The sequence below is a fragment of the Streptomyces sp. SM1 genome, from assembly GCF_002910825.1.
Classification (GTDB): Bacteria; Actinomycetota; Actinomycetes; order Streptomycetales; family Streptomycetaceae; genus Streptomyces; species Streptomyces okerensis.
The window spans coordinates 1-11,562 of the sequence record NZ_NEUB01000710.1; the positions used below are offsets into that span (position 1 = coordinate 1).

At 72.4% G+C, this 11,562-nt stretch carries 12 protein-coding genes; 8 read left to right on the top strand and 4 right to left on the bottom strand.

The window, feature by feature from the left end; translation table 11 throughout:
* Nucleotides 1-164: 164 nt before the first annotated feature.
* Nucleotides 165-710 (bottom strand): hypothetical protein, encoded by a 546-nt coding sequence (locus tag B9S61_RS20155; RefSeq protein WP_103543510.1) that lies wholly within the window; start codon nt 708-710, stop codon nt 165-167.
* Between the two features lie 29 nt (nt 711-739).
* Nucleotides 740-1,318 carry an ATP-binding protein gene (locus B9S61_RS20160; RefSeq protein ID WP_181007447.1) on the bottom strand — a complete coding sequence of 193 codons (579 nt, stop codon included), beginning with the start codon at nt 1,316-1,318 and terminating at the stop codon, nt 740-742.
* Between the two features lie 155 nt (nt 1,319-1,473).
* On the opposite strand from B9S61_RS20160, the gene B9S61_RS20165 reads away from it, so the two are divergent.
* Both B9S61_RS20165 and B9S61_RS20170 read left to right on the top strand, forming a co-directional pair.
* A complete protein-coding gene (locus tag B9S61_RS20165; RefSeq protein WP_103543520.1) occupies nt 1,474-1,704 on the top strand; it encodes a DUF397 domain-containing protein in 231 nt (76 codons plus the stop codon).
* A 156-nt stretch (nt 1,705-1,860) separates the two neighbouring features.
* Nucleotides 1,861-2,784, top strand: a complete 924-nt coding sequence (locus tag B9S61_RS20170) for a helix-turn-helix transcriptional regulator (RefSeq protein WP_103543511.1) — start codon at nt 1,861-1,863, stop codon at nt 2,782-2,784.
* A gap of 60 nt (nt 2,785-2,844) precedes the next feature.
* Here the strand turns inward: B9S61_RS20170 and B9S61_RS20175 are convergent, their stop codons facing one another.
* Entirely contained in the window at nt 2,845-3,666 is an 822-nt protein-coding gene (locus tag B9S61_RS20175; RefSeq protein WP_103543512.1) for an SAM-dependent methyltransferase, read from the bottom strand.
* Nucleotides 3,667-3,893: 227 nt separating this feature from the next.
* On the opposite strand from B9S61_RS20175, the gene B9S61_RS20180 reads away from it, so the two are divergent.
* From B9S61_RS20180 to B9S61_RS20190, 3 genes are all read left to right on the top strand, one after another.
* Nucleotides 3,894-6,296, top strand: coding sequence for a molybdopterin oxidoreductase family protein (locus B9S61_RS20180; RefSeq protein WP_103543513.1), 2,403 nt, complete (start codon nt 3,894-3,896; stop codon nt 6,294-6,296).
* Entirely contained in the window at nt 6,293-6,784 is a 492-nt protein-coding gene (locus B9S61_RS20185; RefSeq protein ID WP_103543514.1) for a hypothetical protein, read from the top strand. Before B9S61_RS20180 ends, B9S61_RS20185 begins: the two co-directional genes overlap by 4 nt.
* A gap of 148 nt (nt 6,785-6,932) precedes the next feature.
* The gene (locus tag B9S61_RS20190) at nt 6,933-8,618 is read left to right on the top strand and encodes a hypothetical protein (RefSeq protein ID WP_103543515.1); all 1,686 of its coding nucleotides are present in this window, start codon (nt 6,933-6,935) and stop codon (nt 8,616-8,618) included.
* 80 nt (nt 8,619-8,698) lie between these two features.
* On the opposite strand, the gene B9S61_RS20195 is transcribed toward B9S61_RS20190, so the two are convergent.
* Nucleotides 8,699-8,905 carry a hypothetical protein gene (locus tag B9S61_RS20195; protein ID WP_103543516.1) on the bottom strand — a complete coding sequence of 69 codons (207 nt, stop codon included), beginning with the start codon at nt 8,903-8,905 and terminating at the stop codon, nt 8,699-8,701.
* A gap of 114 nt (nt 8,906-9,019) precedes the next feature.
* Here B9S61_RS20195 and B9S61_RS20200 point away from each other — a divergent pair, with 114 nt between their 5' ends.
* The 3 genes from B9S61_RS20200 to B9S61_RS20215 form a co-directional block, all read left to right on the top strand.
* Nucleotides 9,020-9,232 carry a hypothetical protein gene (locus tag B9S61_RS20200; protein WP_181007448.1) on the top strand — a complete coding sequence of 71 codons (213 nt, stop codon included), beginning with the start codon at nt 9,020-9,022 and terminating at the stop codon, nt 9,230-9,232.
* Between the two features lie 449 nt (nt 9,233-9,681).
* Nucleotides 9,682-10,584, top strand: a complete 903-nt coding sequence (locus tag B9S61_RS20210) for a dienelactone hydrolase family protein (RefSeq protein WP_103543518.1) — start codon at nt 9,682-9,684, stop codon at nt 10,582-10,584.
* A gap of 210 nt (nt 10,585-10,794) precedes the next feature.
* Nucleotides 10,795-11,562 (top strand): ATP-binding protein (locus B9S61_RS20215; RefSeq protein WP_219819935.1); only part of this gene is annotated, 768 nt, incomplete at its 3' end.

The window sequence follows — 11,562 nt, forward strand, 5'->3', positions numbered from 1 at the left end:
CCGGGTCGCGCGCGGCCTTCCCCCCTCGGCCGCGCGCGACCCTCCCCCTGCGCACGACTCGTCCCCCGAAGGTCGCGCGCGTTCTCGGCCGGGCCGCCCCGGAGGAGCGGCCCATGGTCCGGTGGGCCGTCTTCAGCGGGCACGCTTCCGTGCGGGCCGGCTTCTCAGTCGGCCAGTGCCCGCGCCAGTTCCGTGCTGGCCCGGGCGATCTCGGTGTCCGGCTCGGTGAGCAGCCGGTTCAGCTCGCCGCGCCGGGCGCGCACCGCCTGCCGGGCGGCCCGCTCCCACACCACCGGGTTCTCGCGGTGGTTGAGCAGCTTGGGATACGCGGCGGCGGTGCACTCCCACTGCCGGGCGTCCGCGATGGCCTTGAGCAGCCCGATGATCCGGGCCCGGCAGGTGACGTGCGGCAGCTGCGCCAGTTCCCAGAGGAAGGGGACCGTGGCCGCGGTCGCCTGCTCCGTGACGAACCCGTACTGGCAGATTCGTTTGCGCAGATCCTCCAGGGCGGCGAGGGCCGTACCGGGGTCGCCCCAGGCGATGCCGTTGAGCAGCAGGGGGATGGCGGCCGCCGATCCGGTGGAGTCCTGCATCTCGGCCCATGGCACGCGGGACAGTGCCGTGAGCGGCGTGGTCCGTGCCACTCCGGTGGGGGGCGTGTGGCGCACAGGGCGCTCGCTGCTCGGCTGCTGTGTCGAAGCGCTGCGCATGGCGTGGGTGCCTTTCCGCGGCAGTCGTGTCAGAGGGGCGGGTGGGTGGACAACCGGGCCCACACCGTCTTGCCGGCCGGGGCGGTGGGGATCCAGCCCCACGCCTCGGACAGGGCCTCGACGATGTGCAGTCCCCGGCCGTGCTCCTGAAGGCCGGAGCCGTCACCGGGTGCGTGGACGGGCGGGTGGTCGTCGGGGTCGGAGACGGTGAGCAGCAGGTGCGCCGGTTCCAGCCGGAAGCCGAGCCGGACGTCCGGCACACCCGGGCAGCGTGGTGCCGCATGGGTCACGGCGTTCACGGCGAGCTCGGTCATCACCAGGGTGGCGTCGTCGCAGTGCCGGCCGAGCGACCAGGCGCCCAGGGTGTCCCGGGTGAAGGACCGTGCCCGGGCGAGGCCCTCCCGGCTGCACGTGATGCGCACCGCCACGGAGGCGGACCCGGCGCGGACCGTCCCCGGCGCCGGGCGGGATGCTCCGTACGGCGCCGCCGGGATCGGGGTGTGGGGGTAGGCCGGGGCCATGCCGTGACCACCCGCCGGCACCACCGCCACGGCCGGCGGCCGGAGCACAGGAAGAGCAGGTGAGGACACGGCATCTCCTCGACGCATCGTCAGAACGGGGCGTCGACAAGGGGGTTGACGCCGCAACTATTATCCACGCTGACAGCGCTCGCGTGCAATTGCACGAGAAATTGCGCGACATTTTTTTCGCCATGCGCGAGGGAAGCCGTGCGCGGTGGAACGTGAACAGCAAGGAGACAGCGGTGCCTGGAGTGCGGAACGGAGTGCGGGCCAGTCAGCTGGACGCCCGCTGGATCAAGAGCCGGCACAGCAACGCCGAGGGCAACTGCGTCGAAGTGGCCCCGCTGACCGGCGGAGGCGTCGCGGTGCGCAACTCGCGCGACCCCGACGGCCCCGCCCTCGTCTACACGGCCGCCGAGCTGGCGGCCTTCCTGGCCGGTGCCAAGGACGGCGAGTTCGACCACCTGGTCTGAACCCCTCCGGGAAACCGGCGGCCCGTCGCCGGGGGCGGCGCCGGAGAAGCGGAGCGGGGTCACCCACTTCCCCGTGGGTTTCCCGCGCGGATGCGCTGAGTCACTGTCAGGTGCGATAGTGTGAATCGCCCTTGTGCCGGTCTGCTGGGAGTCAGGATGTCCGCCGCGTCGCATCGAATCTCCCGCCTGGAACCCTATCTGGACAGGCCCGAGCCCGCGCCGACCCTGCTGAAGATGCTGGTCGGCGTGCAGCTGACGGGTTTCCGTGAGGACGCCGGGCTGTCCCAGGACCAGGCGGCGCGATCCGTCGGTTTCAGCGGGGCGAAGCTGTCCCGCATCGAGTCCGGCAAGGGCCGCCGCCCGCCCGCCGAGAGCGATGTCCGCGCCCTTCTGGAGCGGTACGGCACCGACGACTACGAGGCCTCGGTGCTGCTCAAACTGCTCCAGCGGGCCGGGGAGCCGGGCTGGTGGCAGCGGTACGACAAGCGGCTGATGCCCGAGTGGTTCGACCGCCTCGTCGGGCTCCAGGAGGCGGCCGCCACCATCCGCACCTTCGAGATCCAGTACGTTCCCGGGCTGCTGCAGACCGCCGCCTACACGCGTGCCGTGGTCGAGCGGGGCCTGCCGAACGCCCCGGCGGGCGAGGTGCAGCGCCGGGTCGAACTGCGGATGCGCCGCGCCGAACTGCTGCGGCGCGAGGAGGCTCCGCAACTGTGGGCCGTCATCGACGAGTCGGTCCTGCTGCGTGTGCTGGGCAGCCCCGCCGTGATGCGTGAACAGCTCGAGCACCTGGTGGCGATGTCCGAGCGCCCCAATGTGACGGTGCAGATCGTGCCGCTGGCCGTGACCAACGCGTCCGCTCCCGCGATTCCGGTGACCTATCTGCGCTTCGGCGGACTCGATCTGCCCGACGTGGTCTATCTGGAACACATAAGAAGCGCCAACTTCCTCGAGGACCTCGACGAGACGGAGGAGTACCGGATCGCGCTGGACCGCCTCGCCGGCGAGGCCCTCAAGCCGCGCGACTCCGTGGAACTCCTGCACCGGACGATCAGGGAGCGCTACGCCGCCGCCACGTGACGGACGTCCGGAACGCGGCGTCCCTCGGCGGACCGGCGAGGGACGCCGTGTCGTCGGGGGTTACCCCGGGAGCCGGCCGACGCCGCCGAACTCGATCCACTCGTCGGTGAGCTGGCGGGGCGCCACCTCCGTGTCCGGACGCCAGGTGGACACCTCCACCAGCCCCGGCTCCAGGATCTCCAGACCCTCGAAGTAGCCTCCGACGTCCTTCGGCTCGCGCACCCTGCCCCAGTGTCCCTGCGTCGCCCGGTCCATGAAGTCGGTGACGAACTTCCGGACCTCCGCGTCCTCGCTCACCAGCTGGCACATCACCATGAAGCTGCCGGGCGCGAGCCGTTCACGCACCCGGCGCGCCACGGCGAGCGGGCCCTCGGTGTCGCTTTCCGGAAGGCAGTGGAAGACCGAGTTGAAGAGCACGCAGACCGGCTCGGAGAAGTCGATCAGCCGCTCGGTCTCCGGATGGCCGAATATCCCGTCGGTGTCGCGCATGTCGGCCTGGATGACCACGGTGCGCTCGTCCTGCTCCAGCAGGGCCCGGCCGTGCACCAGCACCATCGGGTCGTTGTCGGCGTAGACCACGTGGGTGGTCGGGTCGATGCGCTGGGCGACCTGGTGGACGTTCTCCTGGGTGGGCAGACCGGAGCCGTGGTCCACGTACTGCCGGATGCCGTACTCCTGCGTGAGGGTGCGCACCACCCGCTGGAGGAAGCGGCGGTTGTTCAGCGCCAGGCGCCGGGTGCTGGGCACCACCTTGTCGAGTTCCTCGGTGGCCGCGCGGTCCGCGGCGTAGTTGTCCTTGCCGCCCAGGTAGTAGTCGTACATGCGTGCGGCTGTCGGCACGGTCGCGTTGATCTCGGTGGACAGCTGCTTACCGGTGTGCATCGTTCCCCCTGCGGAGTACCGCGCCAACTGGGTTGACTGGACAGGGAGTACATCCTAGGGAGCGCCGCACGGCCGGTGCCAGCCGGTCGGCGAAAGCCCTCGAAGGAATGACGTGACCGGCCCGCCGGACTCGCCGAACGTGCTCGAACGGTCACCGACCGTGGTGTTCGGCCGGTGCGGAGGAGGGGTACCCGCGTGCCGACGTCGCTTCTCCTGGAGGTCGGACCTTGGACGGCTCACCGGAGCGGATCGTGAACCCCTGGGGTGTGCGCACCCCTTACGCGCCCGGCACCCCGTGGCCGGTCCGTACCGACATGCATCTCGAGGAGGGGGCCGGGGAGGACGACGTGGAGCGGTGGGTGCGCTCCGCCTCGATCCTGCACTCCAACGGCGACGCGCTGGACATCGCCGTGCGCGACGGGCGCATCGTGGGGGTCAGGGGCCGCGCGGCCGACCGGGTCAACCGGGGCAGGCTCGGCCCGAAGGACCTCTACGGCTGGCAGGCCAACCACTCGCCGGACCGCCTCACCCGGCCCCTCGTCCGGGAGAACGGACGGCTGGTGGAGTGCGACTGGGACACCGCCATGGACCGGATCACCTCCCGGACGAAGACGCTGCTGGACGAACGGGGCCCCGGCGCCGTCGGGTTCTACACCACCGGACAGCTCTTCCTGGAGGAGTACTACACCCTCGCCGTCCTCGCCCACGCGGGCATCCGCACCAACCACCTCGACGGCAACACCCGGCTGTGCACCGCGACGGCCGCCGCCGCCCTCAAGGAGACCTTCGGCTCCGACGGCCAGCCCGGCTCCTACGAGGACATCGACCACGCCGACACCATCGCCCTGTTCGGACACAACATGGCGGAGACCCAGACGGTGCTGTGGATGCGCATCCTGGACCGCCTGGAGGGGGCCGACCCGCCCCGGCTGCTCTGTGTCGACCCCCGCGAGACCCCCGTGGCCCGACGCGCCGAGGTGCATCTGGCGCCGCGCCCCGGCACCAACGTCGCGCTGCTCAACGCCCTGCTCCACGAGGTCATCCGCACCGGCCGCATCGACCGCGACTACATCGGCGCGCACACCGTCGGCTTCGACGAGCTCGTCTCCCGCGTCGCCGCGTGCCCCCCCGGGTGGGCCGCGGAGATCTGCGACGTCCCCGCCGCGCAGATCGAGCGGGCGGCGGAACTCCTCGGCGGCGCGCGGCGGCTGCTGTCCACCGTCCTGCAGGGCGTCTACCAGTCCCACCAGGCCTCCGCCGCCGCCGTCCAGGTCAACAACCTGCACCTGATCCGGGGCATGCTGGGCAGCCCCGGCCGGGGACTGCTCCAGATGAACGGCCAGCCCACCGCCCAGAACACCCGCGAATGCGGTGCCGACGGCGACCTTCCCGGCTTCCGCAACTGGCAGAACGACCGGCACGTGGCGGAACTCGCCGAGATCTGGAACGTGGAACCGGACGCCATCCCGCACTACGGCCCGCCCACGCACGCCATGCAGATCTTCCGCTACGCCGAGCAGGGCTCCCTCGGCATGCTGTGGATCACCGGCACCAACCCGGCCGTCTCACTGCCCGAACTCGCCAGGATCCGTTCGATCCTCGCCCAGGAACGCCTTTTCGTGGTGGTACAGGACCTGTTCCTCACCGAGACCGCCCAACTCGCGGACGTCGTCCTGCCGGCCGCGACCTGGGGCGAGAAGACCGGCACCTTCACCAACGCCGACCGCACCGTGCACCTGTCGGAGAAGGCCGTCGAACCACCCGGCGAGGCCCGGCCCGACCTGGACATCTTCCTCGACTTCGCCGCCCGCATGGACTTCCGCGACAAGGACGGCGGCCCGCTGATCGCCTGGCGGGACCCGCAGGGCGCGTTCGCCGCCTGGCAGCGGTGCAGCGCGGGACGCCCCTGCGACTACACCGGACTCGGCTACGACAAGCTGCGGCACGGCAGCGGCATCCAGTGGCCGTGCACCGAGGACGTCCCCGACGGCACCGCCCGCCTCTACACCGACGGCATCAGCTACGCGCACCCCGACAGGTGCGAGAGCTACGGCAAGGACATGGTGACCGGCGCGACCGTCACCCCCGTCGAGTACCGCTCCCTCAACCCGGACGGCAAGGCGGTGATCAAGGCCGCCGAGTACCTGCCGCCCCACGAGGACAGTTCACCCGAGTACCCGCTCCAGCTCATCACCGGACGGACGGTGTACCACTTCCACACCCGCACCAAGACCGGCCGCGCGCCCGAGCTCAACGCCGCCGCACCGGACGTGTGGGCGGAGATCTCCCCGGCGGAGGCCGCCGTGCAGGGCCTCGCCGAAGGGGACCTGGTCCAGGTCACGACCCCGCGCGGGGCGCTGCGGGCCCGGCTGCGGACCACCGCGATCCGCGACGGGGTGGTGTTCGTGCCCTTCCACTACGGCTACTGGGACACGCCGCGGGGCCACCGCCCGCCCGACGGCCTTCCCGGCCGCGCCGCCAACGAGACCACGATCACCGACTGGGACCCCGTCTCCAAACAACCCCTGTTCAAGACGGCCGCCGCCCGCATGACGCTGGTCGCCCGGCGGGGCACGGGCACGGGCACGGAGGGTACCGAGGGCACCGGGACGGCGGGGGGCACGGCATGAGCGGCATCGACATCACCCTGCGCGCACTGCACCACGGCGAACGGGACCTTGAAGGGGACCTGCTGGCGGCAGCCGAACGCCATCGCACCGAGCACGAGTTCCACCACGTCGCGACCGACGTCGCCCGCTGGTCCCGGGAACACACCACCCGGCTCGCCGCGCTCGGCCGTGACCGCGGCCTCGATCTGTCCGGGCCCCGCGAGCGCCCCGCGTCCGGGGCGCCGGCCGCGCTGCGGGAGAAGGCGTCGGAGGCCCTGGGACGCCGCCCGCAGACCGGTCTGCTCCTCCTGCACGACCTGCGCGATCTGCACCTGGCCGCCGCCGGCAACTCCCTCCACTGGGAGATGCTCGCCCAGGCGGCGCAGGCCACCCGGGACCAGGACCTCCTGGGGCTGGTCTCCGACTGCCATCCGCAGACCCTCCGCCAGATGCGCTGGACCAACACCATGATCAAGGTGCTGTCGCCGCAGCTCCTGGTCAGCGTGTAGCCGGCCCGGACGGCGCCCCGGGCACGGATTCGCGCCGACGCCTGCGCGAGCGCCTGTGCCCCGCTATCGTCGATTTCGTCCCCTCGGGACGTTCGTCGCCGGCGGACCAGTGGCCCCGGCCCACCCGCTGTCCGGGAGGCACGCACCCATGGACGACTACTACGACCTCGGCCCCTACAGCCGGTCCGTGACGACGTCCTCCGCCTCGGCCCAGCTCTGGTTCGACCGCGGGCTGATGTGGACGTACGCCTTCAACCACGAGGAGGCCGTCGCCTGCTTCGAGAGGGCCGCGGATGCCGACCCGGACTGCGCCATGGCCCACTGGGGCATCGCCTACGCCCTCGGCCCCAACTACAACAAACCCTGGGAAGCCTTCGGCGGCGACGAACTCGCCCGCGCCGTCGAACGCACCCACCGGGCGGTGGAACGGGCGCACGAGAAGGCGGGATCCGCCACCCCCGTCGAACAGGCCCTCGTCGAAGCCCTCCGCGCCCGCTACCCCCAGGACCGGGCCACCGACGACTGCTCGGTGTGGAACGAGCCGTACGCGGACCGGATGCTCGCCGTGTACGAGAGCGCCCCCGGCGACCTGGACGTGGCCACGCTCTGTGCCGACGCCCTGATGAACCTCACCCCCTGGCAGCTGTGGGACCTCCGGACCGGCCGCCCCGCCGACGGCGCCCGCACCCTGGAGGCCAAGGCCGTACTCGACGGCGCGCTCGCCACCGAGGCGGGCGCCCGGCACCCCGGCGTCCTCCATCTGTACATCCACCTGATGGAGATGTCCCCCACCCCGGAAGCGGCCCTCACCGTCGCCGACCGGCTGCGCGGCGCCGTACCCGACGCCGGCCACCTGCGCCACATGCCCTCACACCTGGAAGTGCTGTGCGGCGACTACCGCCGGGTCGTCTCGGACAACACCCTCGCCATCGCGGCCGACGAGAAGTACGTCCGGCAGGCCGGCGCCATGAACTTCTACACGCTCTACCGCGCCCACAACCACCACTTCCGGATCTACGGCGCCATGTTCGCCGGACAGTCGGAAGTGGCCCTGGACGCCGCCGCACGGCTCGAGGACGCCATCCCCGAGAAACTGCTCCGGGTACAGAGCCCGCCCATGGCCGACTGGCTGGAGGCGTTCGCGGCGATGCGCGTCCACGTCCTGATCCGCTTCGGCCGGTGGGACGACATCCTGGCGCTGCGCCTCCCCGAGGACCCGGACCTGTACCGGGTGACCACCGCCATGCTGCACTACGCGCGGGGCGTCGCCCTGTCCGCCACCGGCGCCACCGACCGGGCCGAGGCCGAACGCGAGCGCTTCCGCGCGGCCGTCGACCGCGTCCCCGCGACACGGATGCTCTTCAACAACACCTGCCACGACATCCTCGCCATCGCGTCGGCGATGCTCGACGGTGAACTCGCCTACCGCAAGGGCGAGTACGACATCGCCTTCGCCGCGCTGGAGCGGTCCGTGGAACTGGACGACAACCTGCCCTACGACGAGCCCTGGGGCTGGATGCAGCCGACCCGGCACGCCTACGGGGCGCTGCTCCTCGAGCAGGGCCGCGTCGCCGAGGCCGAGGCGGTCTACCGCGCGGACCTCGGGCTGGACGCCACGCTGCCGAGGCCCCTGCAGCATCCGAACAACGTCTGGGCGCTGCACGGCTTCCACGAGTGCCTGCTGCGCACCGGCAAGACCGGTGAGGCCGCGATCATCGCCCGACAGCTCCGGCAGGCGGCCGCGCTGGCGGACGTCCCCGTCGAGGCGTCCTGCTTCTGCCGTCTCGACACCTCGCGGACGGCGGCCGGGGGCGACGGGCACCCCTGTCACTGAGCGCCCCGCCGAGGACGGGCAGGGGAGGGGGACCGGGCCGGCCGGCGCGGGGCGCCGGCCGGCCCGGGCCGCCGTGGCACTCAGCGGGACGCCACGACGGCCTGGAACGACTGCATGCAGGAGAAGCAGTGCCGGTCCGTCGTGTGACGGCGCGGCGAGTCCTCCTCCTTGTCCACTCCGCACAGCGTCGAGGACTTGTCCGGCGTGAGGACATGCCACACCGGCTCCCCCGAAGTGTCTGCACCGCACCACATCTCGTGCATTCCCAGCTCCCTCCGGGTAGGCATGGAGGCCGCTTCCATACGAGCACGGCGGGCCCCGGACCGGCTCGTCCGGCGGGCCAGTCGGGTGACATGCCGGGCCGGGATGCATACCGGACGCCCCCGCCGGATGCTGGAGGAATGAAGAAGGCGCCCATCGTGGTGCACCCGCCGCTCGGCTCGGGCGGACGCCGGGTGACGGTGCGCGGTGAGATCGTCGGCCTCGCGGGCTCCGACCGGGACGTGGTGGAGTTCCTGCGGCGCGCGGGGCTGCCGGAGGGCGAACAGCTGCTGGACGACCCCGCCTGGGTCAGGTGGGCCGGCGGCCGGGCCCACGTCTACGACGCGGCGTGACCGGAGCGCCGCACACCACCGGGCAAGCCTGACCGGCGTCCGGGCACCGGACGTCCCCGAACGGCGCCCCCGCACTCCCTCACGTACAGCGGTCACCGTCGGCGCCGACTCCGACGGTGACCGCGCCTGTCCGTGTACCCCCGCTTCCTTCCCGCATGCCCGCGACCGCGGCCACAACCGCGGCCACAACCGCGGCCACAACCGCGGCCACAGCCGAGGCCACCTCTGCCGCGACGCGCCGCTCGCGCCGCACGTACGCCCCCGCTCCACCGCCGCCGGCGCACGAGACCGGTGAGACTGCCGGTCCCTGCCGGCCCCCTCCTCTCCGACAGTGGCACCGCCAGTCAATCGGCGGCGCCCCCCGGCCGTGGCACGGCCCCCGACGCGCATCCCCATCCCGTGTCACCGGCCGGCCGGGCGGTTCGCCGCGACAGAGAGGACCACTCGTCGTGCAGCAGCACCCCCACACCAGCAGGCGCAGGACCGGCCGGCTCACCGGACTGACCGCGGCTCTCGCCGCCGTCGTCGGCCTGAGCACCATGGGCGGCCCCGGCGCCCACGCGGCGGACAACCCCTACGAGCGCGGCCCGGCGCCGACCGAATCGAGCATCGAGGCGCCGCGCGGCCCGTACGCCGTGTCGGATGTCTCCGTCTCCTCGCTCTCCGTCTCCGGCTTCGGCGGCGGCACGATCTACTACCCGACCAGCACCGCCGACGGCACCTTCGGCGCGATCGCCATCTCGCCCGGCTTCACCGCCTACGAGTCCTCCATCGCCTGGCTGGGCCCGCGCCTGGCCTCGCAGGGCTTCGTGGTCTTCACCATCGACACCAACACCGCCCTCGACCAGCCCGACTCCCGTGGCCGCCAGCTGCTCGCCGCGCTGGACTACCTCACCCAGCGCAGCGCGGTCCGCGGCCGCGTCGACAGCAGCCGGCTCGGCGTCATGGGCCACTCGATGGGCGGCGGCGGAAGCCTCGAAGCCGCCAAGACCCGGCCCTCGCTCCAGGCCGCGATCCCGCTGACGCCGTGGAACCTCGACAAGACCTGGCCCGAGGTGCGGACCCCCACCCTGATCTTCGGCGCCGACGGCGACTCGATCGCCCCGGTCTCCAGCCACGCCGAGCCCTTCTACACGAACCTGCCGTCCTCCCTGGACCGGGCCTACCTGGAACTGAACAGCGCCTCCCACTTCACGCCGAACTCGTCGAACACGACGATCGCGAAGTACAGCGTCTCCTGGCTGAAGCGGTTCATCGACAACGACACCCGCTACGAGCAGTTCTTCTGCCCGCTGCCGCAGCGGAGCCTGACGATCGAGGAGTACCGGGGCAACTGCCCGCACACCTCCTGAAGTTCCGAGCACGCGATGACGGTCCGCGTACGACGCGGGCCGCCACCGCGTTGTGCGGGTGCACCGCCGGGCGCCCGCCGCCTTGGGCGGCGGCACACTCCGCTTGCCTCACGGCACGGCAAGACATGCTGGTGAGCGGGCAGTTGAGCGTTGACCCAGGCGCGGACGCGTTCCTTCCAGGTCACCTTACGCATGAGTAAGGTCGCGGAGATGAGCGGACAGACGCCCCTGCGGCGACAGGCGATCTCCGAGCTCCTCGACGCGCTCCGCACCCACGGCGGGGTCCGCGTGGTGACCGGTGAACCCGGTTGCGGCCGCACGATGTTCCTGGAGCACGCCGCGCGCTCCTTCCGCGCCGGACCGGTGTGGCACGTACGGCATCCCGGCGGACTGCACACCCTCCTGCGGGCCGCCGGCCACTCCGTGCCGGGGCCAGTTCCGGGGCCCGGGTCCGAGGGCATGGACGACCCGGTCGGGGAGGCACTGTTCGAGGCCCTGCGCGCGGCGGCCGGAGCGGGGCCGCTCCTGATGTGCGTGGACGACGCACACCTCTGGGACGCGGCCTCGCGCTCCGCACTGGGACACGCGGCCGGGCGGGTGCATTCCGCGGGAATCCGGGCGGGGCTGCTCCTCACCGTCCCCGGCCACCGGCCCGTCGACCGGGAGCTCGCGGCACTGCCCGTACTGCCGCTCGGCCCGCTCACGGCCGGGGACGCGGCGCGGCTGGCCGACGACGCGACCGACGGCGCCGTACATCCCGCCGTGCGCGAGGAACTGGTGACCGCGGCGGAGGGCAACCCCGCGCTGCTGCTGGCGCTGGTCCACCGGCTGTCGCCCGCCCAGCTAGGGGGAGGCCGGGCACTGCCCCGGCCGCTGGCCGACGGCGAGGTGCTGGCCGGGGTGGCCGGCGGATGTCTCGCCGGAGTACGGCCGGACCACTGCGGACTGCTGCTGGCGACGGCGGCCGCCCTGCGGGCG

What these genes read in the sequence shown, in the direction of transcription:
- B9S61_RS20160 (WP_181007447.1), bottom strand. Translation starts at nt 1,318, where the DNA reads ATGCGTCGAGGAGATGCCGTGTCCTCACCTGCTCTTCCTGTGCTCCGG.
- B9S61_RS20175 (WP_103543512.1), bottom strand. Translation starts at nt 3,666, where the DNA reads ATGCACACCGGTAAGCAGCTGTCCACCGAGATCAACGCGACCGTGCCG.
- B9S61_RS20170 (WP_103543511.1), top strand. Translation starts at nt 1,861, where the DNA reads ATGTCCGCCGCGTCGCATCGAATCTCCCGCCTGGAACCCTATCTGGAC.
- B9S61_RS20190 (WP_103543515.1), top strand. Translation starts at nt 6,933, where the DNA reads ATGGACGACTACTACGACCTCGGCCCCTACAGCCGGTCCGTGACGACG.
- B9S61_RS20185 (WP_103543514.1), top strand. Translation starts at nt 6,293, where the DNA reads ATGAGCGGCATCGACATCACCCTGCGCGCACTGCACCACGGCGAACGG.
- B9S61_RS20200 (WP_181007448.1), top strand. Translation starts at nt 9,020, where the DNA reads ATGAAGAAGGCGCCCATCGTGGTGCACCCGCCGCTCGGCTCGGGCGGA.
- B9S61_RS20155 (WP_103543510.1), bottom strand. Translation starts at nt 710, where the DNA reads ATGCGCAGCGCTTCGACACAGCAGCCGAGCAGCGAGCGCCCTGTGCGC.
- B9S61_RS20195 (WP_103543516.1), bottom strand. Translation starts at nt 8,905, where the DNA reads ATGCCTACCCGGAGGGAGCTGGGAATGCACGAGATGTGGTGCGGTGCA.